We start from the raw sequence: 26,406 nt of genomic DNA, 5'->3' as shown, positions 1-26,406 counted from the left end.
ACCTGTCTAACGATCTCGAACATGTCTGCTTCTCCCAAACCTATTTTCTTCCCCTGAATTTATCTTCCTCTCTGCTTCCGGATCAAACGGGATAATCGTGCAAAGCGCCCAGATCAAATGGGATAATCGTGCAAAGCGTCCGGACAGCAGATATTGATCTGCCCACCAACCCACCGGCCTTCCCTGTCCTCAAGCCTGAAATCTTGCACGAATGTTATATGATTGAAGTTGGAATGAAAAATCAGGGAGGCAAAACTTAATGGAAAAGGGGCATTTTGCTTTAACGTACCGGAACCTAAAGCCCGGCGACTTCATTACGTTTGGTACGTATCCGCAAACATGTAGACGGTAAAGAACTGGCGATTAAATGGCGTGTTCTTCACAATTCAGAAAGCGAGCTGTTTGTTTTGAGTGAGTATGTTTGGGACTGCAAGAGGTATCACGGCAAAAGCGCTGATCTGAAGTGGCGCGATTGCATGGAAATTACATGGCATGACAGCGATTTGCGCAAGTGGCTGAATGATGAATTCTATAACACCGCATTCCATGCCGCCGAAAAGCAATTCATAAAGACGACTTATTGCGCGGACAACGGAGAAGGCTGCCCGGATATGGAGGACAAGGTCTTTCTGCTTAGCGCTGCCGAGATAAAGGATTTATCTGCGATCCACGGCGAGGATTTGCGGCGCGCTGTTGGAACCGATTTTGCCAAGACGAAAAAGCCCGATGGATGCAGCTTATATGTATATGATAAAACGAACAAAGATAACTATATCATCAGAGACGGCGAAGAAGTTGGCTGTTCCTGGTGGTGGCTGTGGTGATAAAAGCGGGAAGATCGAGAAATTGGAGAAGGGCGAATTATATGCCCTTTTCCCCTATGAAAATCCGAATCCTCTTACCTTTCTTCGATCGCTTCTTCCAAATGGCGGGTGCAATTGTACAACCTCATTTGCCAATCCTCATCGTTTTTCTCCAAAATCGTCAACGACAAATTGCCGATCCGCTCGCTGTATTTATTTTGGTACAAGGCGATATACAGTTGGGCAAGCAATCCGCCGTGCGAAACGACGAGCACGTTATTGTCCGGGTACCGCTCCGCCAAATCCTTCATAAAAGCAAGCGCGCGTTTGCGAATATCCGCGTCTTTTTCCTGTCCCAGCTCCAGGTCATCCCAATTTTTGCCCCATAACGTTTCACGCTCTTCCGCCGTCATCCCTTCGGCCTGGCCGAACGCGCGCTCCATCAGCCGCGAATCGGGATCGTACAGCGGGATGCCCAGCGCTTCGGCAATGATGGAGCCGGTCTCCTGAGCCCGCGACAGACCGCTTGTAATGACAAAATCCCAGCGGTACTCCTTTTCCTCCTGCAATCTGCGCGCCAGCCGTTTCGCTTGCTTTCTCCCCTCTTCATTCAGCGGAATATCGCTTTGACCCTGGATTTTTCCCGCCGCGTTCCAGTCGGTAAGTCCATGGCGTATTAACCCGACAAGCATAATCATCCTCCTTATGTGTGCATCGCATTCAACGTTTATGGCTTTAGCGAGTATTTCTTTATTATAAGAAAAATTCATATCGGCGTACACCCATAGAAGACAGACCGCGTTCTAAGGAAATTTTTCTTGCGATTATAGAATTATTCAGCTCTGCCATTTTCCATTATTAGGTTGGCCTTCTGTGAAAAACTAACGTATACTAAATCTATAAGACTATTTTTTTCTTATACATAGGTTGTGATTAGGTCTTTTGCCCGCGCAAGGCGGCAAAAGGGCTCGGCTTTAAAAAAAGCGCTTGACGATGACCTTTGAGAGAGCCGTGGTCGCCGAACTTCGGCTGACGGACTGAGACGCTCTTTTTTTTGCTAAAAACAGGAGTTTTATTTTCTAAGGGACCGCAGAGACCTTATTGGCCCGAAAATATCTAGAAACCGGCAGTTCCAGGTAAAATAGCGGCTCTGGTGGCCGGTAACTTCTGAAATCTCCCGATTTTACTGAAATGGCGGCTTTACAGCCCGTCAGAAATTGAAGTGTGTTTCGTGCTCCATCGATGGGTTAAGCGCCTTTTTTTTCGGCAGAGCCCTTATTTTCATTTGGGAAAAGGGGTAGTAACAGAAGATGAAACCATGGAAAAAAAGTTTAGCTGTAATGATGACATCAATCCTAATGCTTTCCGCATTAGCGGCCTGCGGCGGGGGAAAAAGCGATAGCAGCGAGCCTGCAAACACCGCTCCCGCAAACTCCACTCCAACAAACGCGTCCGTCAAAGAGAATTCCGGAAACCATGTGGAAACGGCAGATGAAGAAAACGAAAGCCAAGGCAAGGATTTGCTCGATTCCAAAGGTTTGGAAGGCATGGACGCCAGTGATTGGGAAAAAGTACATCTATCGCACAAAGATTTCAAGGCATTTCTCGATGAACTCGCTAAACCCACAGAAGACGGAGAAGAGACACCTTTTAAAAGCGCAGCGATGGTTGATGATCAAACCATTGAATTTGTTCTTGACCCGGCCGAATCCGGCGGAGAACTGGGTGTAGGGATTATGACCGCCTTGTTTGATCCTATTATCCGTCAATTGTATGAACACTCCGATTACTATAAAAACGATAAACAACCGCTAATCCGTTTTCTCGATACGGACGGAAATGTTCTTAGTGAAAATAACGAACCGATGCAAACCGGGCAAGCGGAATAATGATCAGCTGTCGAGCTCGCTCGGCAGCTCTTTTTTTCCACTCTAAAGTGATGCCTGTACAGGAGTATACGAAAAAAACGCTCCGCCCGCTTTTGTAGCGAAAGAAGCGTTTCAAACCCGTTTATTATCTTTTGGAACGGCGGATTCCTTTCCAAGAAATCAAAGCAAGCAGCATGCCCGCCATCGAAAGCAGCATCCAGTATTGTGGATAGGCCGGTCCCATTTGAGCGGCGAACGGCTCAACAATCCCCGGAGAAATGCTCGGCAGAGTAAACGACATGGGCTCGGATGTCTTCGCATCGGGAGCGGCAACGGCTGTGGGAAGGATGCCTGTCGCCGGTTGCGAAGCCTCGGGCTGGCCAGAATGGTCCACGAGCAGAAAAATAAAGCTGCACAGGAACACGACCAAAAAGCTAGCGGCCCAGCCGATAATCCGCCGGCGGTAGCCTCGGGTCACGCCGGCCTTGACATCCGGCGCCAGCCACGGAGATTCCGCATAAATACGGTCCATGACCTTACGGTTTACGGCCTCGGCCTGCTCCTCGGTCACTTCTATGGGTATGTACTGCAGCATGTCCATGCTTTCCCGCCAGTAATGGTACTCAGTATTGCAAAACTCGCAGCCCAAAAGATGCCGCTCCAGCTCTATACGCTGGGGATGTTGTTCGGGCAAATCCCGCATCAAACCGAACAGTTCTTGGGCCTCTCTACAATTCATCTGCTTTTCATCCCTTCGTAATGCTCGTAGACCGGTTCGTAAAAGTAGGGTTCAAGCTGGCTTTTGACGCTGCTTCGTGCGCGGAACAAAAGCGATTTTACGGCGCTGACGCTCTGGCCCAAAATACTGGCGATCTCCTGGTAGTCCAATTGATCGTATTCGCGCAATATCAAAGCGGACCTTTGTTTCTCCGGTAATTTGTTGATCGCTTCACGCACCATACCAACCTTCTCGCTGCGCAGAACGGCTTGTTCCGGGGCGACCTCGATTGGCGCCAAAGGAATGTACCCGCTCTCTTCGAGCGGAACACTTCCGCTGCGCTGTTTGCGCAGTTCGCTAAGCACTGTATTCCGTGCTATCGTGTAAAGCCAGGTGGAGAAAGAAGCGTCCACCTCCCGAAACGAATGCAAGCTGCGAAACGCTTTGTAGAACGTCTCCGAGCATAAATCTTCGGCAAGCTGCTCCAATTGAGCGCTTTTCAACATGTGATAAACGAAAGCCAATATTTTTCGCTGATACCTTCGCATCAACTCCGAATACAGTTCCGTGTTGCCTTCTTTAATCTCGCGTATCATCTGGGAATCGGTCATTTCGGGGCGAAACCTCCTCGCACTTCCATGTGCTTCTTCCCGTTCGATTCTTACATTAATTATTACCGAACAGGATCAAAAAAGTTGCGGTCGTTTATATAAACTTCTGTTTGTTCCGTTGGAGATCGTTTGGCGAAGCCATACATTATAGCCAAAAACAATTCATATTATACCACAGGAGCCGGAATTTAAAAAATAAACCCATGGTCATTTGTTGAAAAATATTACAGGGCCGTCCGGTCATGGATGGCCCTGCTTTGCTTTCTGGTCATTTCATCCGCGGCCTAAAGCGGCGGCGGCGTGAAGCTCCTCCACCGCTTTGCGGACATCGGCGGCCTGCGTTACGGCGGAAATGACGGCGATTCCGTCCGCCCCGGCGCGGATCGCTTCCCCGGCGCTTGCGGCCGTGATCCCGCCGATCGCGACGAGCGGCGCCTCGATGCCGCATTCGCGCAGCCGCCGGATGAAGCCGGGGCCCTGCGGCTCGCGGGCATCGGCTTTGGACGCGGTCGGATAGATCGGCCCGATGCCGAGATAGTCCGCGCCGCTGTGAATGGCCAGCCGGGCTTCTTCCACGGTATGCGCGGATACGCCGAGAATCCGCTCCCCGATCCGCGCGCGGACCCGGCCGGCCGCTTCGTCGTCCTGGCCGACGTGAATTCCGTCCGCATCTATCGCCAGGGCCAAGTCGACATCGTCGTTAACGATAAAAGGAACCCCCGCCCTGCGGCAGGCGGCCTGCAGCTGTTCGGCGAGCCTTAGCTTCGGCCCCCCGGTCAGCGCGCCGGGCCCCTTTTCCCGGAATTGAATCATCGTTGCGCCTCCGGCCAGTGCCTGCTCGGTCACCTGCAGCGGATCTTGCCGGCAGTTGGCGCTGCCGATCACCAGGTACACGCCGAGAGATTTGCGCATAGCCGCTGCTGAAATACGCCCGTTCACGGCCGCACCCCCTGTTCCTTCCTGCGCCGGTACGCCCAATGGTTCGTCGGGCCGTGCCCCAGCCCCAGGCCAAGCTCGTCTTCGATCGCCGCCTGAATGAACGCCCGCGCGGTCGATATCGCCTCGGCGGCGGCCGCTCCCTTCGCCAGCTCGGCCGCGACCGCCGCGGAGAAGGTGCAGCCCGTACCGTGCGTATGCCGCGTCATGATCCGCCGTCCGTCAAACTCGGTAAAACCGGCGCCGTCATACAGCAGGTCGACGATCCGCCCCCCGCCGCTCTCGTCATGCCCGCCTTTGATGACGACGTGCTTCGCCCCGAGGCTGTGGATGCGCTTAGCCGCCTCGCGCCGGCCGGCCATGCCGGTGATCGGGATGCCGGATAACGCCTCGGCCTCGGGGATATTCGGCGTCACCACCTGCGCCAGCGGCAGCAAATACTCCTTCAGCGCCGCAACCGCTTCGGGCAGCAGCAGCGCGGCGCCGCCTTTGGCGATCATAACCGGGTCGACGACGACCCGGGCCCAGCCGAAAGCGCGGATTTGCCCCGCCACGGCGCGGATAATTTCGGCGCTGAACAGCATCCCGGTTTTCAGTGCGTCCGGGGCCAAGTCCGAGCCGACCGCCCCGATTTGCTCCGCCGCGGCCTCCGGCGGCAGCGGGTACACGTTCCGCACGCCCAGCGTGTTTTGGACGGTGACGGCGGTAATCGCCGACATGCCAAACACGCCCAGCTCCTGGAACGTTTTGAGGTCGGCTTGAATGCCGGCCCCGCCGCCGCTGTCCGACCCGGCGATCGTCAGCGCCTTCCGGACCGCGCCGCTCATCCGAGCCACCACCCGCCGGCCGCGGAGGCTTCCCGCTCGCTGACCGCCGCATGGCCTTTCAGCGAGTGCGGGTGCAGCTTGGCCAGCTCGTCGAGGAAGGCGATCTGGAAGCTGCCGGGCCCGGCGGACGCAGTACGCTCCGCGGCGCGGGACGCGGCGGCGCCGTAGAACGCCAGCCCGGCGGTGCCGGCCAGCAGCACGTCGCGTTCCACCGCGGCGAAGGCGCCAAGCACCGACGTGAGCAGGCAGCCCGTGCCGGTCACCTGCGTCAGCAGCGCGTCCCCGCCGCTGACGGCCCGGCACAGCTTCCCGTCGGTGATCACGTCCTCGCGTCCGGTGACGGCGACGACGGTGTTCAGCTTCCGTGCCGCCCGCACGGCCAGCTCCACCTGATCCCCGCCGCTGCTCTCCCCGGCGTCCACGCCCTTGATGTCGCGGCTTTCCCCGAGCAGGTGGGCGATTTCCGCCGCGTTCCCCCTTAGTAGCGACACTTTGACCTCGCGCAGGATGCGCAGCGCCGATTCCGTGCGGAAGCGCGTCGCTCCCGCCCCGACCGGGTCCAACAGCACCGGAACTCCATGGGCGTTCGCCGACGACCCGGCGATGATCATCGCCTCGACCTGGGCGGCGGACAGCGTTCCCAGGTTCAGCACGAGGGCGCCGGCGATCTTGGCCATATCGGCCGCTTCCTCCGGTGCGTAAGCCATCACCGGGGATGCGCCAAGCGCGTACAGGCCGTTGGCCGTAAAATTGGTTACGACGACGTTGGTCATATTGTGCACGAGCGGTTTCGCGTTCTGCACTTTTGTAAGCAAAGCGGATAATTCTTTTTCCAATATGCTCATTTGTAGTTCGCCCCCTTCGTTAATTCGCCCGCGACAACGGGTCATCGCTCCGCCGGCCCGTTTGCACCGGCCATTCCTCCAACTTGTAGGCCATGTCCCAGAACAGGTACTCCAGTTGGCAGCTTTGCATGAAATGCTCCTCCATCCTCCGCCGTTCCGCTTCCGCCGCGGTTTCCGCCCATTGGTCGAGAACGTCCCGGAACCGCTGCGTCACGTCCGTCAACCGGCCGCCGTAAAACTGGATCCAATCGTGAAAAGGATGTTCCGGCGCCGGCCTCACTTCCGCCAGCAGCTTGCGGCCGATTTCCAGATACGTCCAGGGGCAGGGCAGCAACACGGCCAAGATTTCGCCCAAACTGCCTTCATGCGCTACCGTCAGCATGTGGCGGATGTAATGATGCGCAGACGGCGCCAAGGGGAAACCCTGCAGATCTTCAAAACGGACCCCTGCGACAGCGCAAAAATTTTGGTGCGGATGGATTTCACTGTTCAAAATAAAAGAGATCTGCTCGTTGAACAGGGCGATATCGCCGCGGCTTTCGCACTTCGATATGGCGATCCCGTAGATCCGCATGTACGCGTTCAAATACTCGTAATCCTGTTTGACGTAATGAATCAATTGCTCTTTCTGCAGATTGCCGTCGGCGATTCCCCGCACAAAAGGATGCTCAAAAATCGCTTCAAAAACCTCGTCCGCCCGCTGGCGCAGCGTTTGCGTAAAACTCATCGTCTCCACCTCCGATAAAATGTGAACTGCGATACAGGAGCATCCATCGTAAGGGCGTAGGGGCTTAGGGTCGGGTGAGAGGCGGGCCGCTTACGAGACAGCAAAAAAGCCGCCCCGTAGAGGGAGCGGCTTGAACGCGCAAAACCTGTCGCATGATACTTGCGATAACGTGCGGACGGCGCGATACCGGCTCCACTTTCCTACGCTAGTACGAACTAGATCAGGTTCAAAGGGTCCAAGATACGCTCTTGTCTCAGCCGAATACGGCGCCCCTAGTGGAATTTCCTATTCGATTCACTATCACTACTTTACCTGGATCTTCCTGGAGTGTCAATCCGCGTTGAATGGTTGCCGGGCACCCCCGCCGCCTTAGCGGAACTCGAGCCGGACCGTTTTGATCTCATACGGCGAAATCTGCAGTTCGGCAGGACCCCGATTGAGTTCGCCGGCAGGGCGTTCCATCAGGTCGGTTTCCTGCCAGGAGACAAAAGTGAGATCGCTCTCCAGGCGAATCGTCCCCCGGCCCCCTTTATACTCGTGGAAGCGGACGATCAGAGCGTCGCCGTCCTCCGCTTTTTTGACCGCGTCGATCGCTGCTTCGCCGCTGCCGCTGACGCGCACGGCCCGCAGCAAGGAGAAATTGGATGCCGCCGCTTGGCCGCGCGTAGCGTACACCGGCTGATTCAGGAGCGCGGCGGCCTGTACGGTTTCGCCTTCGGACCAATGCCCCTCGTGCGGATACAGCGCATACGTGAACGTATGCTCCCCGCGATCGGCCTCCGGATCGGGGTAAGTCGCCGATTTCAGCAGCGACAGCCTGATCACATTGTCTTTAATGTCATGCCCGTATTTGCAGTCGTTCAGCAGGCTGACGCCGTAACCGTGCTCCGACAGATCCGCCCACTGATGCCCGACCGTTTCGAACCGGGCCAAATCCCAGGAGGTGTTCCAATGCGTCGGGCGTTTGACGTTGCCGAACTGGATGTCGTAGGTGGCCTCCGTCGCCCGCACATCCACCGGAAATGCGACCTTTAAAAGCTGCTGGCGCTCCTGCCAATCCACCTCCGTCCGGAACTCGATCCGCCGGTCACCCGAGTACAAGATCATCCGCTGGCTGATCGTGGAGTTCATATACCGCCAGGTAAAAGCGACTTCCGCCCGCAGCTTGCCGGCCGCAACCCGGCATTCCTTCAGATCTTCAACCTCGCGCATCTTCTCCTGATAAAAAATATCGATATCCCAAGCTTCAAACATTTTCGGCTTGTCTTCGAACACCTGGAAGACGTTGCCGCGTTCCCCCGGGGCGAGCACCTCGCGGCCGGCAGCCCGGTCGAACACCGAGGTCAACTGGCCATGTTCGTTCCAAGCGATCCGATACAGCGGAGTCTCGATGCCGTTCGGCAGCGCATTAAACGGCGTTTCTATGGCCGCTTCGCTTCCCGCAGACGCTCCTTGCGAAGCGGTTGCCTCCTCCTTCCCGCCTTCAGAGCCGCGGCTTATCGCCATAAATCCCAACGGAGGAACGTTTTCCACCTTTACCCATACCGTGCTTCCGTCAAACTCGGCGGCGAGCTCCCGGCCGAAGGCATCGGTCCAGCGGCCGCCGGGTTCGGCGCCATGGACCGGGACCAGGCCGCTATACGTCCAAGAAGACGGATTCCAAACGGTATAGGTCGGCTCACCTTCCGGGGCGCCGATGACAGCATCGCCGGACACGGCAGCGCCCGCCGCAGCGGCACCGTTTGCTGCATCGCCGCCCACCCGGCCCCCGGTCAACGCGCGGATCGCCTGGCTGCGGCATTCCTGCAGCAGCGCCGCAGCATGCTCGTATTCCAGCTTGGAGTCGCGGTACACTTCGGGAATCGACGAGCCTGGAATAATGTCGTGGAACTGATTGCGCAAAATCGTTTTCCAGCTTTCGTCCAGCTTCGCTTTCGGGTACGCGGCCCAGTCACCCCCGCCCAGCAGCGCCTCCAGGCTGAGCAGCCATTCGGCGTCGCGGGAGAGCAGTTCGAGCTTGCGGTTCATTTTTTTGTTGTAAGCCTGGCTCGTATAAGTGCCCCGGTGGTACTCAAGATACAGCTCGCCGTCCCAAGTGTGGACATAACGGTCCGCCTTTTCCACCGTCTCGTGCAGTTTGGCGAAATATTCGTCGGCCCGCCCGGTGACGACGTTCGGCAGCCCCGGCATCGCTTCGAGGCGGCGCCGCAGCTCCAGATGCTCCCGGTTGACGCCGCCGCCCCCGTCTCCGTAACCGTAGGACAGGAGCAGCTCTTTGTTGATTTCCTTGTCCCGGTACGTATCCCAGATGCCCTGCACGCTGGACGCTTCGATATTGCCGTTGTAGGTGTACCACCAGAAACTGCCGTCCTGCGGGGTAGTGATGAAATGGGTCAGCACTTCGCTGCCGTCGATCCCGCGCCATTTAAATGTGTCGTGCGGCATCCGGTTGTATTGGTTCCAGCTGATTTTGGTCGTCATGAACGTATCGAAACCCGACTTGCGCAGGATTTGCGGCAAGGCCCAGCTGTACCCGAAAACGTCGGGCAGCCACAAATATGTGCATTCCGCACCAAACTCTTCGCGCAGAAAACGGGTGCCGTACAGCAGCTGCCGCACCAGAGATTCGCCGCTCGTCAAATTGCAGTCGGCCTCCAGCCACATCCCTCCGGCCGCCTCCCAGCGTCCTTCCTTGACCCGCTCCTTGATTTGCTCGTAAAGCTCCGGATAATCCTGTTTCAAATACTCATACAGCTGGGGCTGCGTTTGCAAAAAAACGTACTCCGGAAACATTTCCATCAGCCGCAGCACGGTGCTGAAGGAGCGGGCCGCTTTTTCCCGGGTATGCTTGAGCCGCCACAGCCAGGCCACGTCGATGTGCGTATGCCCGATGCAGCGAACCGTGACCGGCGACGACTTGGGCAGCGCCGAAATCGTCCGCGTCAGCTGCTCTTCGGCCGCCGCCAGCGAGGCGTAAAACGCCTCGGAGCCCGGCTGCGACCAATCGATCCGCAAAAACGCCCGGTCCAGCGCCGTCAGCAGGTCGGTCCGTTCGGGAGCGTGTTTATGTAGTACTTCCACGGTCTGCATCACGGCCCGGGCCGTATAATACAGACGGTCGACCGTCCCGTCGAGCCAAGCGATTTCCGCCCGCTTCAGCCTGTGCTCCTGAACCTGCGGCTTACCTCCGCCCTCCAGACCGGACCAAAGCCGAAATTGCAGCAGCACGGAAGTTCCGGCGGCTTCTGCGGGGAAAAACACCTCCTGATGGTTGGAGTCCACCCCTTGATAAGGCTCTCCGTTGACATACAGCAATGACTCGAAGCCGGAGTTGTTCCCTCCGCCCGTCTTCCCGAAATCAAATACCCCGACGACCCGGCGGCCTTTCCACGTTTGGGGAATTACCGTCTCGGCCTCCAGCCACAAGTAAAGGTCGCGGCCTTCCCAGCGTTCACCGGCCGGCATCGCGCTCCACTCCCCGCCCTTCGGCGGTCTGGCTGCGATCCGCCCTTCCTCGTCGACCAACGCGCGGAATTCGGCGATCGGCACCCCATCGCGGTAGCGATAAGCTTCAAGCTCGCGAATCCGCGCGTTTAATTTTTCTTCCGTCCAAAACATGAACTGCGTTCCTCCCTTGGAGCAAGTTTCAACTTTTGACTTCACCCCCATTTTGCGTTCCGGGACGGCCTGAAGTAAATTACTAATCCTCATCAATTTTTGTCCTATTATGATATGATTGGGGCAAAGGAACAAAAAGGAGCATCTCTATGGACTTGAAAAAATGGAGGCAAGAGCTGGCCTCCGTGCTGAACGGGCTGTGCCGCGAAATCCGGGTCGATGACGCCGTGATCGACTGGGCCGATATCGTGATCGAACAAACCGGCGGCGCCGGAAGATGCCCGGCCCACGCCCACACCTGGTACGAATTTAACTACGTATTGTCCGGCCGGATGCAAACCCGGTTTATGGACAAAGACGTCATGGTCCGCGAAGGCGAATTTTTCCTGATCCCTCCGGGCATGACCCATTCCCATATATACTATCGTGACGATCCGCACGAGGGCGTTTGTTTCCGTTGGCGGTTCAGGCCCGTATCAGGCACCCGCCCGGATGCGGGCGGGCAGGGCTTGTTCGAACGGCTGAGCCTGCTCAAAGACTGGCCTCCCGGCGCTTACCGCGACGATTACGGGATTCGGCCGCTGCTGGTCCAACTGTTTCACGAGGCGGAAGCGGGCCGCTCCCCGCTTTATTTGCAGCTGCTGCTCGTGCAGTTCCTGGAAATTTTAACTTCGATTCCGGGCTCCGGACGCCTGGCCATAGCGGAGCCGGGCGAAACCAAGGACGCCCTCGTTCGCAAGGTGGAAATCTATTTGGAGGATTTTCATGGAGAACGCCTGAACGTGGAGGAACTGGCCGCTTCCCTGCACATGAGCTACGGCCATCTTTCCCGGCTTTATAAGCGGAAGACGGGGCGAACCCTCATCGAGGAAATGAACCGGATCCGCCTGGCCAAAGCTTGCGAGCTGCTGCTCAAGCCCGAGCTACTGGTCAAAGAGGTGGCGGAGCAGTCCGGCTTCCCGGATATTTACTATTTCAGCAAGGCATTCAAGAAAAACCACGGTGTTAGCCCGCAGGCCTACCGCAAACAGCATTTGGGCCGGGAGGAACCTCGGTAGGGGTAATCTCACTGGGACAACGTCTAGCTAGAGCAACATCTAGCTAGGGTAACGTTTGCCTTGCAACGTCTGCCGGGGTATGAGCCCCTTGGCTAAGGGACCATCGAGCCGTTATTTGCTCATTTCCCCGGTTATTTTAGTCTACATCCATTTTCCAGCCTAGTTAAGACACCATCGACCTTCTTCCGAGCATTTCCCCGACAAATCCGGTGAATTCAGCTAAATAAGTGCGCCTGAGTCACTAGCGTTGTATTAAATCTCGCCATCACATTCTAACGGTTGCCACAGCCGCTATTTGCTCCAATATCGCCGTTTTCAAATTCTAACGGTTGCCATGGCGCTTATTTAGCTATACCCCGGCGATTTGGGCTCAGATTTGAGCAGATAACCGCGCTCACAACCGTTAAAATTTAGAAAGGGGCTTTTTGGGCAAAATAGCGAATAATACAACCGTTAGATTTCTGGCGTGATTTCAAATGGAATTGCGGGCAAGGTGTACCAGAGATTTTGTGTAGGCGTTAATGCAACGCCGGTGCACTTGAGTCCGTTACAATTTTATAGCGGCTGTATTTTCGGAATAAGATTTCCCTGTCCGTTAGCCTCATCCAATACCTCCATTCGGCCGCCAACAGGCCGCCAAAAGCAAAAAAAAGACCGCTTCTTTCGAAGCGGCCCTTGCTCACGCTGGAGCAACAGATATTGGATAGGAGTGGAGAGAAACCATACTGTAGTCTTAGTATATTGTATCCGTTTTCATTTTGTCAACAACTTTTTTTAGCGCTTTCATAATTTGGGCGTACTCAAAGCCTAAACGGCCTTGCGCACAGCGAAATACGGTATAATACGGCTTACCCAAATTGCGGCCTCTAAGACGCACACGCCCGGCTTTTCCCGGGCGCTGCGTTCTTTTAGTCATCTCTCGGACCACCTTACGGGCTGCCTGTCCCCCGGCTTAGACATAGACCGAGTAACCAAGCCCCTGCAGCAGCTCTTTCGCACGCTCCATCTCCGCTTCCTGGCGAAAAGAAAGGCGCATCACCCCCGGCACGTCCTCCCGGCTTTCAATAATTTGCATATTGCTTAAATTGATGTGGCGCGTTCCCAGCTCCGTGGCGATCTGTCCGATAATGCCCGGATGGTCGGGCACGTCGATGTAGATATCGAACAAGGAAGTGATCGCGCCTTTGCGCCGTTCCGGCAGCTCGCTGCGGAAGCGGTTCGCTTTTTGGAAAGCGTCCTCAATCCCCGCTCCGTTTTCGTCCTCCAGCAGCTTGACGAAGCCTTCGATCTCCCGGTTCCAATCGTTCAGCAAATCCAGCACCACCTTGCGGTTGCTGAGCAAAATATCCCGCCAGATAACAGGATCGCTGGAGGCGATGCGGGTAATATCCCGGAACCCCCCTGCCGCAAGCATCCGGTACAGCCCGTTGGAGCTGTTGTAATCGCACACCTGGTTGACCAGCGCAACCGCGATAATATGCGGCAGATGGCTGATCGCACCGACGATTTCATCGTGCAGCATCGGATCGACGCGGACGATTTGCGCCTTCGTATACGACAACAGCCGCTCAAGGCGTATGTATGCCTCCTCCGGAATGTCCGAAGACGGAGTCAGCACATAATAGGCGTTCTCGAACAGCAAGGAAGAGGCCGCTTCCACGCCGGAGCGCTCGGACCCGGCCATCGGATGGCCGCCGATAAAATGCACGCCGGGGCGCGAAATGGCCGCGGCACGGGCGGCCACCGCCGCTTTGGTGCTGCCTACGTCCGTTACGATGCAGCCCGGCTTGAGCGTAAGGCCGTTCAGCTTCACCAAATACTCTTCCAAGTTTCCGACCGGTACGCACAAAAAAATAAAGTCGGCATCCTCGGCCGCCTCTTCCATGGAAAGCGTCGCGGCATCCACGACGCCGCGCTCCACGATGCGTTTTAAAGACTCGGGACGATGCGCGTGCCCCACGACGGTGATGCCGGGCTTGCCCTTAAGGCAAAGCGCCAGCGATCCTCCGATTAAACCTACCCCAAATATGGCGATTTTTGTTGTCATGTAATCTCACTCGTTTTCTGCGAATATGCAAACCAAAAATTGAATTATACCTCTGTGGCCGACTTGCTCAGCACCTGTTCCAAAGCGTCTATAAATTTCGCGTTTTGCTCCGCCGAACCGACGGTCACCCGAATCGAATCCGGATATTTGGGAAAACCGGCGCGGATGATAACGCCAAGCTTCAGCAGCGCTTGAAACATGTCCGCGGCCGGGCGTTTAACATCGACCATGATGAAATTCCCGTGAGCCGGAAAATAGGACAAGCCCAAGCGATCAAACTGCTCATATAAATACTGGATTCCACTGCGGTTTTTCTCGCGGCAGCCCTGCACGTACTCCTGGTCGGCCAAAGCCGCTTTGGCCGCCGCCTGCCCGATGCGGGACGTATTGAACGGCTCGCGCACCTGGTTGATCAGCTTGATCACCGCCGGCTGGCCCACGCCGTAACCGATCCGCAGCGAGGCGAGCCCGTAAATTTTCGAGAACGTCCGCAATACGACCAAGTTCGGATATTTCTCAAGCAAACCGATTCCGTCGGAATAAGCGGCATCGGTCACATACTCGGCATAAGCTTCATCCAGCACGACGAGGACATGGCCCGGTACCCGATCCAGGAAAGAAACGAGCTGCTCGTGCGGAACAATCGTTCCGGTTGGATTGTTCGGGTTGCAAATCCATACGATCTTCGTTTTTGTGCCGAGGCGGGCGAGCATCGCCTCCAGATCATGCGTGCCGTCTTTCAGCGGCACCTCGATGCTGACCGCGCCTTCGATATCGGCGTTGCTCTTGTAAACGCTGAACGTCTGATCGGCCATCACCGTTTCGTCGCCGGGCAGAAAAAACGCACGGGCAATCAACGCGATAATTTCGTCCGAGCCGCAGCCGAAAATAATTTGCTCCCGGTTGACGCCAAGATGCCCCGCCACCGCCTCCGTCAATTCCGCCGCGCTGCCGTCCGGATACAGGCTGATGTTCATAAACTCCTGCTCAATGGCGGCGCGGACGCGCGGGGAACAGCCGTACGGATTTTCGTTAGAGGCCAGCTTGATCACATCATCAAGGCCGAGCTCTTTTTTTACTTCTTCGATCGGTTTACCGGGCTGATATACCGGCAGACCCACGATCTGGGGTTTGGGCAACATGCATTTTTCCTCCCTTTGTAACTTTCTCCCTGCTATAATCAGTTGAACTAATGAAAAACGGTGAGTTAGCCAATCGAAAGAAATCTGCGAACAACAGCGATCGTAAGAACATTTCACGGCTGCCCTATCATCTGCATTCAAAAGTTCAACTTAAATAGCCGCTATACCCTCAATTGTGCCACAAAGTCGCGAATTTGCAACAATCCCTGTTCCTTGGAAGACTCGCTTCCCAGCAGCGGCAGCGTTTCTTCGATTTTTCGCACGATCGCGCTGCCAACGACGGCTCCGTCGCAAATGTCCGCAAACCGCTCGACCTGCTCCCGGTTGGAGATGCCAAAGCCCACAGCCACGGGCAGATCGGTCTCGGCTTTGACCGAAGCGATGAATTCGTCGACGCTGGCGTGAAAAGAAGCTCTCTCCCCGGTAACCCCGAGCGAAGACACGCAGTACACGAAACCGCGGGCGCGGGCCAGAATCTGCGTGATCCGGCCGCTGGAGGTCGGAGCCACGAGCGGAATCAGCCTGACGTTTGCGTCATCCGCCAGCTCCAGCACCTCCGCCGCTTCTTCGTACGGCAAGTCGGGAATGATCAGCCCGCTGATCCCCGCTTCCCGCAGCAGGTCAAAAAAGCGCGGGAGCTCCATCTGCAGCACGGGATTGTAATACGTAAACAGCACGAACGGCAGCTTGATCCCGCGCGCCTTGGCCTTTACCGCCGTTTGAATGCACGTCTCAACCGTAATTTGGTGCGCCAGCGCCCGCTCGGAGGCGCGTTGGATGACCGGACCGTCGGCAAGCGGGTCGGAATAAGGCACGCCCAGCTCGACGATATCGGCTCCGGCCTGCTCCAGCACGGCCAGAATGTCCAACGTCGTTTCCGGATCGGGATCCCCGACGGTAATGAACGGAATGAGCGCCGTTTTCCCGGACGCTTTCAGCTTCGCAAACGTCGCATCCAGCAAATTGACCAGCGCCGTACTCATAACGATCCCCTGCCTTCCGTATATGCCATAATCGATTCAACATCCTTGTCGCCGCGGCCGGACAGGCAAATGACGACGATCTCACCCGGGCTCATCCCGGGCGCCAGCTTCACAACCTGGGCCACGGCGTGCGCCGATTCCAGCGCGGGGATAATGCCCTCCGTCCGGCTGAGCAACTGCAGCGCCTCCAGCGCCTCCCGATCGGTGATCGGATAATACTTGGCGCGCTCTATATCCTTCAAATAAGAATGCTCCGGCCCGATGCCCGGGTAATCCAGCCCGGCCGAAATCGAATGCGCCGGCTGCACCTGGCCGTATTCGTCCTGCAGCAAATAGCTCATCGAGCCCTGGAACACGCCTCTTTTGCCCTTGGTCATCGTGGCCGCGTGGAATTCGGTATCCACGCCTTTCCCGGCCGCTTCGACGCCGACGAGCCGGACGTCCTTGTCCTCGATAAACGGGTAAAACATCCCGATCGCGTTGCTTCCGCCGCCGACCGCGGCCACCAGCATGTCCGGCAGCCGTCCTTCAGTCTCCAGCATTTGCCGTCTCGTCTCGTCGCCGATAATGCGCTGGAAGTTGCGCACCATCATCGGATACGGATGCGGCCCGGTCGCCGAACCGAGGATGTAAAACGTGTCGTGCACGTTGCTGACCCAATAGCGCAGCGCCTCATTGCAGGCGTCCTTCAGCGTCCGCGTCCCCGACATGACGGGGATAACCTCGGCGCCCAGCAGCTTCATCCGAAACACGTTGAGCTGCTGGCGTTTCGTATCCTCTTCGCCCATAAACACCTTGCACTCCAGACCAAGCAAAGCGGCGACGGTGGCGGTAGCTACGCCATGCTGCCCGGCCCCGGTTTCGGCGATCACTTTTTTCTTGCCCATCCGCTTGGCCAAAATCCCCTGACCGATCGCGTTGTTGATTTTGTGGGCTCCGGTGTGGTTTAAATCCTCGCGCTTCAAATAAATTTTCGCTCCGCCCAAATGCTCGGTCAGACGCTCCGCGAAATACAGCGGCGTCTCCCGGCCGGAATATTGCTTCAGCAAATAAGCGATCTCCTGCTGAAAATCAGCATCGTCTTTATATTTTAAATAGGACTCTTCCAGTTCAATCAGCGCGTTCATCAGCGTTTCCGGCACATAACGGCCGCCAAACGGACCAAAGCGTCCGTGTTCATCAGGCACTTGCGCTTGCTTCATGTTATGCTTCACCCTCTCTACGAAGGCGGCAACCTTCGCGATATCTTTAACCCCATCCGTCTCCACGCCGCTTGATACGTCGACCCCGTCGGGGCCAAGTGCATCAAGCAGATCACGCACATTTCCGGGATGCAGCCCGCCGGCAGCGAGAAAAGGAATGCCCTGTGCCTTAGCCCAACGCCGGTACGGCGCTGCGGCGCTCCAATTGAACGTCACACCCGATCCCCCGCCGTATTTCGGATCGTAAGTGTCGAGCAAGATCCCATCCAATATGCCGCTATATGCTGCCAAGGACCGTTCGCCATGAACCGATCCGTCTTGTTTTACGGAAAATGCTTTGAAAATTTTCACATGAAACGCCGCTTTGACCGCCCGGCAAAACTCCGGGCTTTCCGTGCCGTGCAGCTGCAAAATATCCAGCGGCGCCTGCCGTATAATACCCGCCAGTTCCTCGATCGAGGGGTTGACGAAAACGCCGACGCTTTGCGGACGTTCTCCCCCGCTCCACTCGCGAAGCACCGGAAGAAGCTCCGCCGCCCGGGCGCCGTCGATTTGCCGCTTGCTTGGCGCAAACACGAATCCGACGTAATCCACGGGCAAGTTCACCATTGATTTTAGCACTTCAACGCTTTGAAGTCCACAAATTTTTACCGCCGTTTCCCGCTGTTTAACCGCTGCCGCATCACTCATGAGCAGCCCTTCTTTCCGCGGTCCCCCCGGGCGCGGCCGCTTGCGGCAAAAGCCCCATCAACTCATGAACGGCCTGCCCGACATCCGCCTGGCGCATAAACGTTTCGCCGATCAGCACGCCTTTGGCTCCGTTCGCCGCCAAATACGCGATGTCTTCCCGCGTCCGGATGCCGCTTTCGCTGATCAGCGTCACTTCGGGCGGCACTAGCTCGGCAAGCGCGGCCGTCGTCTCTAGAGACACCTCAAACGTCCGCAAATTCCGGTTGTTGATGCCGATGAGCCCCGCCGTCCCTAACGCCAGCACCCGCTCCATCTCCTCGCGGTCGTGCACTTCCACGAGCGCATCGAGCCCAAGCGCCGCCACCGTCTTCAGATAATCGCGCAGCTGCGCATCGCTGAGGATGGCCGCGATCAGCAGCACGGCATCCGCGCCAAGCAGCCGCGCTTCGTAGATTTGCCGCTCGTCGATGACGAAATCCTTGCGCAGCAGCGGTACCTTAACCGCCTCGCGAATGGCGGACAAATAGGCGCCGCTCCCCTGAAAATACGTCTCGTCCGTCAGCACGGAAATGCAGTCCGTCCCCGCCGCTTCATAGCTCTTCGCCAGCTCCACCGGATGGAAATCGGGGCGGATCAGGCCTTTGGACGGCGATGCCTTCTTCACCTCGGCGATCAAGCCCATTTCCCGTTTACGCCCGGAAGCGAGCGCGCGGTGGAAGCCCCGCGCCGGCGCCAGCTCCGCGATGCGCCGCTCGGCGTCGGCCAGCGAAAACACGGCGGCCAGATGCTCGACTTCGCTTTTTTTGGTCTCCACAATCCGCTCAAGATACATAACTTAATTCCCCCGTTGTCCGAATTAACTGCTCCAATTTGCTGTAGGCCTTGCCCGAATCGATTGCCGCCGCGGCGATGGCGACGCCTTCGCGGATGCTGTCCGCCAGCCCGGCGACGTAAATGCAAGCGCCGGCGTTCGCCAGCACAATGTCCCGGTAAGCGCCTTTTTCTCCGCTCAGCACCCGCTGCACAATCGCCGCGTTCGTCTGCGGATCGCCGCCGATCATTGCGCCGAGCGGATACTTGCCAAGTCCCAAATCCTCCGGCTGCAGCTCGTACGTCGTCACCACGCCGTCCTTCAGCTCCGATACCCGCGTTGCCGACGAGAGGCTGATTTCGTCCAGCCCTTCCTCGCTGCTGACGACCAGCGCCCGCTTGGAACCGAGCTCGCGCAGCACCTCGGCGATCGTTTCCGTTCTCGTGCGGTCGTAAATGCCGAGCACCTGGCGATCCGCGCCCGCCGGATTGGTGAGCGGCCCGAGCATATTGAACACGGTCCGGATGCCGAGCTCTTTGCGCGGGCCGGCCGCATGCTTCATCGAAGGATGATAAAGCTGCGAGAACATAAAGCAGAGGCCGATTTCGTCCAGGCACCGCTTGGCCTGCTCGGCGTCGAGCTGAATGTTCACGCCCAGCGCTTCCAGCACGTCAGCGCTGCCCGAACGGCCCGAGGCCGAGCGGTTGCCGTGCTTCGCTACCCGCACCGACTCCGACGCGGCCACGATCGCCGCCGTCGTCGAGATGTTGATTTTGTGGATGCCCGATCCGCCCGTACCGCAAGTATCCAGCAGCCGGCTCGTTTCCGTCGCAATCCGGCTCGACGCCCCGCGCATCGCCTCCGCAAAACCGGTGATCTCCTCGACCGTCTCGCCTTTGATGCGCAGCGCCGTCAGCAGCCCGCCGATTTGCGCCGGCGTCGACTCGCCGTTCATGATCGCCTGCATGACGCCCCGCGCTTCCTCCCGTCCCAAATTTTGTCCTTGAATCAGGCGGTTGATCCCGTCCTGCACCGCTTGCTGTCCTGCCATGGCCATTCGCTCCTTTCTTTATTTTCCCGGGATATATTCGTATAAATAGTCTTGGTTCAGCACATCGCCGTCCTTGGCTGCGGGCGGAAACATCTGCTCCGCCGTGCGGATCGCCGTCAGCAGCGCTTTGGCCTTGTTCACCGACTCTTGATATTCGTTTTCCGGCACGGAATCCCAGACGATCCCGCCGCCGGCCTGCACGTAAGCTTTTCCGTGCTTAAACACGATCGTCCGGATCGTGATGCACGAGTCCATATTGCCGGAAAATCCGAGATACCCGATCGCCCCCGCATAGGTGCCCCGGGCTTCGTTCTCCAGCTCGGCGATGATCTCCATCGCCCGCAGCTTCGGCGCCCCGGATACGGTGCCCGCCGGCAGGCAGGACAGAAAAGCGTCGAAAAAGTCCTTGTCGCCGCGCAGCCGGCCGGAAACCTTCGAAACCATGTGCATCACGTGCGAATATCGCTCGATTTCCATGTACGACTCGCATTGAACGCTGCCGAATTCCGAAACCCGGCCCAAATCGTTGCGGCCCAGGTCGACCAGCATCAGATGCTCGGCGCGCTCTTTTTCGTCCGCAAGCAGCTCCGCTTCCAAGGCGAGGTCGGCCGCCTCCGTTGCCCCGCGCGGCCGGGTGCCGGCGATCGGCCGCGTCTCGACCCGCCCGCTGTCCACCTTCACCAGCGCCTCCGGCGACGTTCCGACGATGATCTCGCCGTCCAGCTTGAGATAGTACATGTAAGGAGAAGGATTGAGCGTGCGCAGCACCCGGTACACATGGAGCGGATCGACCTCGGTTTCGATATGGAACCGCTGCGACAGCACCACTTGAAAAATATCTCCGGCGCGGATGTATTCCTTCCCTTTCTCCACATTAGCGATAAACTGCTCCTTGGTCAGGTTGGAACGGACATCGCCCAAATCGGTCACGACCGGCATCGGGCGGCGGTTGAAGCTTTCGCCCGGTCCTTCCTGGTGCAGCAGGTCGGCCGCCTCGTCCAGCTTCCGTTCCGCCAGCTCGTAAGAACGCCGGATGTCCTCGTCGCGGTCGCCTTCCTTAACGTGCACGTTGGCGACCAGCAGAATCCGCTGCTTGACGTGGTCGAACACGATCACCTGATCGCAAAACATAAACTGCATATCGTCCATATTCAGATCGTCCACCCGGTGGGCGGGAAGCTTTTCGTAATACTGCAGCAAATCGTAGCCGAAAAACCCGATCGCTCCGCCGGTAAACGGCGGCATTTCCGGAAGCTTCGGACTGCGGTAACTCCGCAGGATCGCTTTCAGCTCATCGAGCGGCTTCGCCGAACGCAGCGTTTCTTTGCCGCCTGCACGTTCCAGCACCACTTCTCCTTTTTTCGCCGCAATCGTCAAAAACGGGTCGGTGCCGATAAAGGAATAGCGCGCCCACTGGCTCCCGCCCTCCACGCTCTCCAGCAAAAATGCCCGCTCCCGCTGGGCGACGCGGCGGAAAATGCGGATCGGCGTCTCCAAATCGGCGAGCAGCGTCCGGGTAATCGGGATCAGATTGTAATCTTTAGCCAAAGCAATGACCTGTTCTACTTGCGGGGTTGCCATGTCTCTCACTTCCTTATCGGGATATAAAAATAAAAAAACCTCTACCGAAGTAGAGGTCCAAAGATTTGCGGTTTATAAGGAAAGCCATCCCGCCCACGTGTCCCGCACTGCAAATGTCAAAGGTTGCCCTGCGCTCGACATACGGCAAACCAATAACCTGCGTGAACTGCTATAGTGCGTATTGGCTATCGCTCAACTAAACTCGACTCATCTCAACTATACTCTACTCGGCTCTAAATCATCTCAAAAACTTAGCTGGCTCTAGGCAAACACTAACTCACAATAACTGAACTATACGATGCAAAAACTCGCTCATCTAAAATCTTAAACTTACTATACCTTATGTCGAGCCCGTTTGGCAACACCGGTTTTTAGGCAGCCCGGCCGCTCCTTAAGAATTGGACGCGCTCAAGTCCGGGCGCAGGCTTTTCGCTTCGTTCAAATAAACGTGTTTCATTTCCCGCTGCCCTTTGGTCGTGTTCACGTGAATCAACAGGCGGATGCATTTCGGCAGACCGCCTTTCACCGGGATTTCCGTCGAACACATCAGCGGCACCATATCCCAGCCGCTCAGGCCGCGGATGGCCCGGGCCGGAAAGGTGGCGTCCAGATCGGGGGTTACCGTAATCCAGACGCTGGCGATATCCTCGGGTACGATTTCATTCCGGTTCACGATTTCTTTCAGCAATCCGGCCGTCGCCTGCAAAATTTCCTGCTCTTCGTTGCGGGTCACGGTCGTCGCCCCGCGAATTCCTCGGTTATACATGGGGTTCCTCCTCTTTCAATTCCGCGATCACCCGCCGCACCTCGCCCAGCGCCACATCGCTGACGATTTCCACCTGGCCGATAGCGACGGGCAAAATAAACACCAGTTGCTGTTCCTTGAACTTCTTGTCGTGCATCATCGCTCCGATCAGCTTCTCCTCGTCCAAATGGCGCGGCATTGCCGTCGGCAGCTCAAAGCGCTGCAGCAAAGCGACGGTTTCTTGATACAGGGCGGCATCCCGGCCCCGGTTCACCGCAAGCTTCGCCGCCGCCGCCATCCCGATCGAAATCGCTTCTCCGTGCAAAAATTCGCCGTACCCGCCGATCGCCTCGATCGCATGTCCCAGCGTATGCCCCAAATTCAGGATCGCCCTGAGGCCTTGCTCCCGTTCGTCCACGGACACGACCTTCGCCTTGATAGCGCAGCCCTGCGTCAGCCCGAAGCCGAGCGCCTCCGGGTCAAGAGCGAGCAGCTCGGACGCGTGTTCGCGGCACCAGGCGGCGAACTCGGCGTCCCAGATCAGCCCGTGCTTTACCATCTCCGACAAGCCGGCGCGCACGTCCCGGGGCGGCAAGCTTTGCAAGCTATCCACGTCGTACAGCACCATTTCCGGCTGATGAAAGGCGCCGATCATGTTTTTGGCCAGCCGGTGGTTGACGGCCACTTTGCCGCCCACGCTGCTGTCATGCGCCAGAATCGTCGTCGGCATCTGCACGAACGGCACGCCGCGCATGTAGCTGGCCGCCACAAAGCCGGCCAAATCGCCGACGACGCCGCCGCCGAGAGCCACCACAGCCGAGCGGCGGTCCAGACCGCCTTCGATCGCCGTCGTCATGACGTCTTCGTAAACGTCCAGCGACTTCGATTTTTCCCCGGCTTTCACCACTTTGCTCACCGTCGTGTACCCGCTTGCCTGCAGCGAAGATTCCACCGTTTCCAAATATAGGGGAGCCACATGCTCATCGGTTACGAGCAGCACCGGGCTTTTTTTGGACAACTGATGGTTCTCGAAAAACTCTCCCGCTTTCCCAAGCAAACCGCCGCCGATATAGATCGGATACGAACGCTCTCCCAAATCGACCTGCAGCGTTCTCATCAGTAACTCTCCAATTGGTTCAGGTAACCCTGATAATTCCGTTCGACTTCTTCGATGGAGTCGCCGCCGAATTTCTCCAGGAACGCCTTGGCGATTTCCCAAGCCACGACATGCTCCAGCACAACGCTGGCCGCCGGAACGGCGCAGGCGTCGGAGCGTTCCACCTGAGCCGCAAACGGCTCGCGCGTGTCGATGTCCACGCTTTGCAGCGGCTTGTAAAGCGTCGGAATCGGCTTCATCACGCCGCGCACCACGACCGGCATGCCGTTGGTCATGCCGCCTTCAAATCCTCCCAGGCGGTTGGTCGCCCGGTAATACCCGCGCTCCTCGCTGTAGAGGATTTCATCGTGCACCTGCGAGCCCGGAATCGTCCCGGCTTCGAAGCCGATCCCGATCTCCACGCCCTTGAAGGCGTTGATCGACACGACCGCCTGGGCGATCCGGCCGTCCAGCTTGCGGTCGTATTGCACGTGGCTGCCGAGCCCGACCGGCACGCCCTCCACGATGCATTCGACGATCCCGCCGATGGAGTCGCCTTCCTCCTTGATTTTGTCGATATAGGCTTCCATCTTCTTCTCCGTTTCCGGATCGGCCACCCGAACCGACGACGCTTCCGTGACCCGCGCCAGCTCATCCAGCGGCAAGTTATGCGGCGGCGCTTCGATCTCGCCGATGCGGATGACATGCCCGGCGATCCGCATGCCGAAGCGCTCCAGCAGCTGCTTGGCTACGGCGCCGACGGCTACCCGCACGGCGGTTTCCCGCGCGCTGGAGCGTTCCAGCACGTTGCGCAGGTCTTTCAGGTTGTATTTCAAGCCCCCGTTCAAATCCGCATGTCCGGGACGGGGCCGGTGCACTCTGCGCTTCTCTTCGTCCGTCCCTTCGATCGGCCAGGTGTTCATAATTTTTTGCCAATGCTTCCAGTCATTGTTTTCCACCACCAGCGCCACCGGCGCCCCGGTCGTAAAGCCGTGCCGTACGCCCCCGACGATTTGCGCCGTATCCTTCTCGATCTGCATCCGCCGGCCGCGGCCGTACCCTTTCTGACGGCGGGCCAACTCAAAATTGAGCGCGTCGGGATCCAGCTGAAGATTGCTCGGCAATCCCTCGATAATCGCAGTCAACTGGGGTCCATGCGTCTCCCCGGCGGTCAAATAACGTAAACTCATGATGATGCGTTCCCCCTTTAAACTGTTAAACTGTAAAGAACTAAAATCCGATAATTTCTTTGCTCATTATAATATTTATCACCGGGTCTGTCACGCGCGCGATTCAACATTGCGGCAATTTCTTCTTTGTTTCCGCCTCTTCCTTTGCGGACGAGACAGGAAAAAAACAATGCCGTCCGAGAGCCCCGGCGAAAACTTAAGGGCAAAAAAGGGCGTTATTCCGGCGCTATCGCCCATTGAAAGAGGAATAGGGACAATTTATGCCGCTATTTTCCCGAACCGCAAGGAAATGCCCGCGAACTGCACCATACATAGAAAAATAAGTACAAAAAATGCCGCTAATGGGGATGAATATACGTGACTCCGTACAATAAGTACATAAAGTGCACTAGCGTTGCATAAAACCTAACGCGAATAATCAAATATTAGTTAAATATGGGTAATTATGATCATTTTTCATGGAAAAAGCATAAAAAATCTCCTATTGTAAAGAGGTAGGTACGTTGTCCATAACTCTCTACAAAAGGAGACCATCCATGGATAACGTTAAAGCTAAAACGGTCATTCGTCAACTGATTTCCTTACTGCCCATCGATGTGCATCAACGTTTACTCTTCGACCATTACACCAAGAAACTTACCACGATGAAAGCGATCATGCTCTTCATCAATGCTCAGTTGAAACAATGGTCATCTTACGGTGAAATGGAAATTGCACTTCGTGCTGAGCCGAAACTTCAGCAGCTTCTACAGTTGGAGAGTATCAGCGGCTCGCAATTATCCCGAAAACTCGATCAGATCCCAACGGAGCTGTTGGAGTGGATGTTTCAGCATCTGGCATCACAAACACAGCAACGTGCTTGCCACCAGGGCCAGAGCGGGAAATTGCACATCATTGATTCTTCCAGCATTCGACTGCCGCTTCAACTTGGAAGTTGGGCCAAGATGTCAAATAAGAGTAGCGGCGTCAAGATGCATCTGCGCCTCGTTGTTACAGCTCCCGACAAGCTATTTCCTGATGCCATGATCCCCAGTTCGCTCAATGTAGGGGATCGTGCGGGGGCCGTTGAACTGGTCGTCCCCTCGGATGCGATTTATGTGATGGATCGCGGTTATGATGATTATGCCCGGATGGATCAATGGGTCCAGGACAACATCCAGTTTGTGATCCGTATGCGAGATCGCGCGCTTGCCACCGTCATTGAGGAGTATCCTGTTCCGGAAGGCTCGAACATCACGCGGGACGCCAAGGTTTGCGTGGGCAGTTCCTTCCGATCCATGGAACATTCCGTTCGTTTGGTGGAGTTTTATGACGAGCAGGAACGGACTTATCGTATTTTTACATCGGTATGGGATAAGACCGCTGAAGAAATCGCGCAGATCTATAAAAATCGCTGGCTCATCGAGTTGTATTTTAAATGGCTGAAGCAACATTTGCGATTGAAGAAGCTGCACAGTCATAAACCACAGGCTATTTGGAACCAGTTATTCTTGGCTTTAATTACTGCCTTGCTCGTGGAGCACATCCGGCACAGCACCCAAACGGCAAAAACAAACTGGCAAGTGCTCCGGATTCTCCGCGAGTACTTGTACCGTTCATGGCGATCCTTTCGAACCGAACTGGATCGGAAACCCAGTCGAAGTAGTCCGGGGAGACGTCCGGGGTCAGGTCCCAAAGCGTTATCGGTGCGCACAATGGTTGGGATAATTAAGCCAAGCAAATTCAAGTAATAATATCCATTATATACATTTAATGGGACATCGCGACCTACGCATTAGGTAACCTTGACTTTTTGGTCTTAAGCTTAAAAAATGACTGTAAAAAAATCCATTTATAGTTTCAATAATCCAAATGTGG

At 56.7% G+C, this 26,406-nt stretch carries 23 protein-coding genes, 1 pseudogene and 1 riboswitch; of the genes and pseudogenes, 4 read left to right on the top strand and 20 right to left on the bottom strand.

What is annotated here, in order from left to right:
- Positions 1-320 precede the first annotated feature (320 nt).
- Entirely contained in the window at positions 321-824 is a 504-nt protein-coding gene (locus DYE26_RS02670) for a DUF6273 domain-containing protein (protein ID WP_227872853.1), read from the top strand.
- Between the two features lie 74 nt (positions 825-898).
- On the opposite strand, the gene DYE26_RS02665 is transcribed toward DYE26_RS02670, so the two are convergent.
- Positions 899-1,495, bottom strand: coding sequence for a histidine phosphatase family protein (locus tag DYE26_RS02665; protein ID WP_036621962.1), 597 nt, complete (start codon positions 1,493-1,495; stop codon positions 899-901).
- Between the two features lie 618 nt (positions 1,496-2,113).
- On the opposite strand from DYE26_RS02665, the gene DYE26_RS02655 reads away from it, so the two are divergent.
- The gene (locus DYE26_RS02655; RefSeq protein ID WP_124332669.1) at positions 2,114-2,692 is read left to right on the top strand and encodes a hypothetical protein; all 579 of its coding nucleotides are present in this window, start codon (positions 2,114-2,116) and stop codon (positions 2,690-2,692) included.
- A gap of 124 nt (positions 2,693-2,816) precedes the next feature.
- Here DYE26_RS02655 and DYE26_RS02650 read toward each other — a convergent pair whose 3' ends face one another.
- The 7 genes from DYE26_RS02650 to DYE26_RS02620 all read right to left on the bottom strand — a co-directional run bounded on the left by DYE26_RS02650 (position 2,817) and on the right by DYE26_RS02620 (position 10,953).
- Positions 2,817-3,410, bottom strand: a complete 594-nt coding sequence (locus DYE26_RS02650; RefSeq protein ID WP_036621959.1) for an anti-sigma factor — start codon at positions 3,408-3,410, stop codon at positions 2,817-2,819.
- A complete protein-coding gene (locus DYE26_RS02645; RefSeq protein ID WP_036621956.1) occupies positions 3,407-4,000 on the bottom strand; it encodes an RNA polymerase sigma factor in 594 nt (197 codons plus the stop codon). Before DYE26_RS02645 ends, DYE26_RS02650 begins: the two co-directional genes overlap by 4 nt.
- 273 nt (positions 4,001-4,273) lie before the next feature.
- A complete protein-coding gene (gene thiE, locus DYE26_RS02640; RefSeq protein ID WP_036621954.1) occupies positions 4,274-4,939 on the bottom strand; it encodes a thiamine phosphate synthase in 666 nt (221 codons plus the stop codon).
- A complete protein-coding gene (gene thiD / locus DYE26_RS02635; RefSeq protein ID WP_036621952.1) occupies positions 4,936-5,763 on the bottom strand; it encodes a bifunctional hydroxymethylpyrimidine kinase/phosphomethylpyrimidine kinase in 828 nt (275 codons plus the stop codon). Before thiD ends, thiE begins: the two co-directional genes overlap by 4 nt.
- A complete protein-coding gene (thiM, locus tag DYE26_RS02630; protein WP_036621951.1) occupies positions 5,760-6,608 on the bottom strand; it encodes a hydroxyethylthiazole kinase in 849 nt (282 codons plus the stop codon). The genes thiD and thiM overlap by 4 nt, the downstream gene beginning before the upstream one ends.
- A 19-nt stretch (positions 6,609-6,627) precedes the next feature.
- On the bottom strand, positions 6,628-7,335 hold the full coding sequence (tenA, locus tag DYE26_RS02625) for a thiaminase II (protein WP_051985387.1): 708 nt from the start codon (positions 7,333-7,335) through the stop codon (positions 6,628-6,630).
- Between the two features lie 180 nt (positions 7,336-7,515).
- A riboswitch (TPP riboswitch) is annotated at positions 7,516-7,619 on the bottom strand.
- 85 nt (positions 7,620-7,704) lie between these two features.
- The gene (locus DYE26_RS02620) at positions 7,705-10,953 is read right to left on the bottom strand and encodes an alpha-mannosidase (RefSeq protein ID WP_036621950.1); all 3,249 of its coding nucleotides are present in this window, start codon (positions 10,951-10,953) and stop codon (positions 7,705-7,707) included.
- A gap of 149 nt (positions 10,954-11,102) precedes the next feature.
- On the opposite strand from DYE26_RS02620, the gene DYE26_RS02615 reads away from it, so the two are divergent.
- On the top strand, positions 11,103-12,011 hold the full coding sequence (locus DYE26_RS02615) for an AraC family transcriptional regulator (RefSeq protein ID WP_051985386.1): 909 nt from the start codon (positions 11,103-11,105) through the stop codon (positions 12,009-12,011).
- Positions 12,012-12,744: 733 nt separating this feature from the next.
- On the opposite strand, the gene DYE26_RS02610 is transcribed toward DYE26_RS02615, so the two are convergent.
- The 12 genes and pseudogenes from DYE26_RS02610 to aroC all read right to left on the bottom strand — a co-directional run bounded on the left by DYE26_RS02610 (position 12,745) and on the right by aroC (position 24,549).
- Positions 12,745-12,927 carry a hypothetical protein gene (locus DYE26_RS02610; protein WP_036621949.1) on the bottom strand — a complete coding sequence of 61 codons (183 nt, stop codon included), beginning with the start codon at positions 12,925-12,927 and terminating at the stop codon, positions 12,745-12,747.
- A 36-nt stretch (positions 12,928-12,963) separates the two neighbouring features.
- Entirely contained in the window at positions 12,964-14,058 is a 1,095-nt protein-coding gene (locus DYE26_RS02605) for a prephenate dehydrogenase (RefSeq protein WP_036621947.1), read from the bottom strand.
- A 44-nt stretch (positions 14,059-14,102) separates the two neighbouring features.
- The gene (hisC, locus tag DYE26_RS02600; RefSeq protein WP_036621946.1) at positions 14,103-15,200 is read right to left on the bottom strand and encodes a histidinol-phosphate transaminase; all 1,098 of its coding nucleotides are present in this window, start codon (positions 15,198-15,200) and stop codon (positions 14,103-14,105) included.
- A 161-nt stretch (positions 15,201-15,361) separates the two neighbouring features.
- Positions 15,362-16,183, bottom strand: coding sequence for a tryptophan synthase subunit alpha (gene trpA, locus DYE26_RS02595; protein WP_036621945.1), 822 nt, complete (start codon positions 16,181-16,183; stop codon positions 15,362-15,364).
- Positions 16,180-17,385 (bottom strand): tryptophan synthase subunit beta, encoded by a 1,206-nt coding sequence (trpB, locus tag DYE26_RS33995; protein ID WP_036627961.1) that lies wholly within the window; start codon positions 17,383-17,385, stop codon positions 16,180-16,182. Before trpB ends, trpA begins: the two co-directional genes overlap by 4 nt.
- 27 nt (positions 17,386-17,412) lie before the next feature.
- Positions 17,413-18,075 (bottom strand): annotated as a pseudogene (locus tag DYE26_RS33990) (phosphoribosylanthranilate isomerase); the annotation flags it as partial.
- Positions 18,068-18,907 carry an indole-3-glycerol phosphate synthase TrpC gene (trpC, locus tag DYE26_RS02585; RefSeq protein WP_051985385.1) on the bottom strand — a complete coding sequence of 280 codons (840 nt, stop codon included), beginning with the start codon at positions 18,905-18,907 and terminating at the stop codon, positions 18,068-18,070. The gene trpC and the pseudogene DYE26_RS33990, both read right to left, overlap by 8 nt.
- Complete coding sequence (gene trpD / locus DYE26_RS02580) at positions 18,897-19,937, bottom strand: anthranilate phosphoribosyltransferase (protein WP_036621944.1); 1,041 nt, start codon at positions 19,935-19,937, stop codon at positions 18,897-18,899. Before trpD ends, trpC begins: the two co-directional genes overlap by 11 nt.
- Positions 19,938-19,955: 18 nt before the next feature.
- Positions 19,956-21,518 (bottom strand): anthranilate synthase component I, encoded by a 1,563-nt coding sequence (trpE, locus tag DYE26_RS02575; protein WP_036621943.1) that lies wholly within the window; start codon positions 21,516-21,518, stop codon positions 19,956-19,958.
- A gap of 391 nt (positions 21,519-21,909) precedes the next feature.
- A complete protein-coding gene (aroH, locus tag DYE26_RS02570) occupies positions 21,910-22,284 on the bottom strand; it encodes a chorismate mutase (RefSeq protein WP_036621942.1) in 375 nt (124 codons plus the stop codon).
- A complete protein-coding gene (gene aroB / locus DYE26_RS02565; protein WP_036621941.1) occupies positions 22,277-23,380 on the bottom strand; it encodes a 3-dehydroquinate synthase in 1,104 nt (367 codons plus the stop codon). The genes aroH and aroB overlap by 8 nt, the downstream gene beginning before the upstream one ends.
- Positions 23,380-24,549 carry a chorismate synthase gene (gene aroC / locus DYE26_RS02560; protein ID WP_036621937.1) on the bottom strand — a complete coding sequence of 390 codons (1,170 nt, stop codon included), beginning with the start codon at positions 24,547-24,549 and terminating at the stop codon, positions 23,380-23,382. The genes aroB and aroC overlap by 1 nt, the downstream gene beginning before the upstream one ends.
- A 536-nt stretch (positions 24,550-25,085) precedes the next feature.
- Between aroC and DYE26_RS02550 the strand changes: the two genes are divergently transcribed.
- Positions 25,086-26,279: an IS4 family transposase gene (locus DYE26_RS02550; protein ID WP_036618208.1), complete on the top strand. Its 1,194-nt coding sequence runs from the start codon at positions 25,086-25,088 to the stop codon at positions 26,277-26,279.
- Positions 26,280-26,406 lie beyond the last annotated feature (127 nt).

Source organism: Paenibacillus macerans (assembly GCF_900454495.1).
GTDB classification, from domain to species: domain Bacteria; phylum Bacillota; class Bacilli; order Paenibacillales; family Paenibacillaceae; genus Fontibacillus; species Fontibacillus macerans.
The sequence above is the reverse complement of the archived record's forward strand: the minus strand, read 5'-3'. Positions and strand labels throughout refer to the sequence as shown.

Coding starts and splice junctions, on each gene's coding strand:
- DYE26_RS02665 (WP_036621962.1), bottom strand. CDS start 1,495: ATGCTTGTCGGGTTAATACGCCATGGACTTACCGACTGGAACGCGGCG.
- DYE26_RS02655 (WP_124332669.1), top strand. CDS start 2,114: ATGAAACCATGGAAAAAAAGTTTAGCTGTAATGATGACATCAATCCTA.
- DYE26_RS02650 (WP_036621959.1), bottom strand. CDS start 3,410: ATGAATTGTAGAGAGGCCCAAGAACTGTTCGGTTTGATGCGGGATTTG.
- DYE26_RS02645 (WP_036621956.1), bottom strand. CDS start 4,000: ATGACCGATTCCCAGATGATACGCGAGATTAAAGAAGGCAACACGGAA.
- thiD (WP_036621952.1), bottom strand. CDS start 5,763: ATGAGCGGCGCGGTCCGGAAGGCGCTGACGATCGCCGGGTCGGACAGC.
- thiM (WP_036621951.1), bottom strand. CDS start 6,608: ATGAGCATATTGGAAAAAGAATTATCCGCTTTGCTTACAAAAGTGCAG.
- tenA (WP_051985387.1), bottom strand. CDS start 7,335: ATGAGTTTTACGCAAACGCTGCGCCAGCGGGCGGACGAGGTTTTTGAA.
- DYE26_RS02620 (WP_036621950.1), bottom strand. CDS start 10,953: ATGTTTTGGACGGAAGAAAAATTAAACGCGCGGATTCGCGAGCTTGAA.
- DYE26_RS02615 (WP_051985386.1), top strand. CDS start 11,103: ATGGACTTGAAAAAATGGAGGCAAGAGCTGGCCTCCGTGCTGAACGGG.
- DYE26_RS02610 (WP_036621949.1), bottom strand. CDS start 12,927: ATGACTAAAAGAACGCAGCGCCCGGGAAAAGCCGGGCGTGTGCGTCTT.
- DYE26_RS02605 (WP_036621947.1), bottom strand. CDS start 14,058: ATGACAACAAAAATCGCCATATTTGGGGTAGGTTTAATCGGAGGATCG.
- hisC (WP_036621946.1), bottom strand. CDS start 15,200: ATGTTGCCCAAACCCCAGATCGTGGGTCTGCCGGTATATCAGCCCGGT.
- trpA (WP_036621945.1), bottom strand. CDS start 16,183: ATGAGTACGGCGCTGGTCAATTTGCTGGATGCGACGTTTGCGAAGCTG.
- trpB (WP_036627961.1), bottom strand. CDS start 17,385: ATGAAGCAAGCGCAAGTGCCTGATGAACACGGACGCTTTGGTCCGTTT.
- trpC (WP_051985385.1), bottom strand. CDS start 18,907: ATGTATCTTGAGCGGATTGTGGAGACCAAAAAAAGCGAAGTCGAGCAT.
- trpD (WP_036621944.1), bottom strand. CDS start 19,937: ATGGCAGGACAGCAAGCGGTGCAGGACGGGATCAACCGCCTGATTCAA.
- trpE (WP_036621943.1), bottom strand. CDS start 21,518: ATGGCAACCCCGCAAGTAGAACAGGTCATTGCTTTGGCTAAAGATTAC.
- aroH (WP_036621942.1), bottom strand. CDS start 22,284: ATGTATAACCGAGGAATTCGCGGGGCGACGACCGTGACCCGCAACGAA.
- aroB (WP_036621941.1), bottom strand. CDS start 23,380: ATGAGAACGCTGCAGGTCGATTTGGGAGAGCGTTCGTATCCGATCTAT.
- aroC (WP_036621937.1), bottom strand. CDS start 24,549: ATGAGTTTACGTTATTTGACCGCCGGGGAGACGCATGGACCCCAGTTG.
- DYE26_RS02550 (WP_036618208.1), top strand. CDS start 25,086: ATGGATAACGTTAAAGCTAAAACGGTCATTCGTCAACTGATTTCCTTA.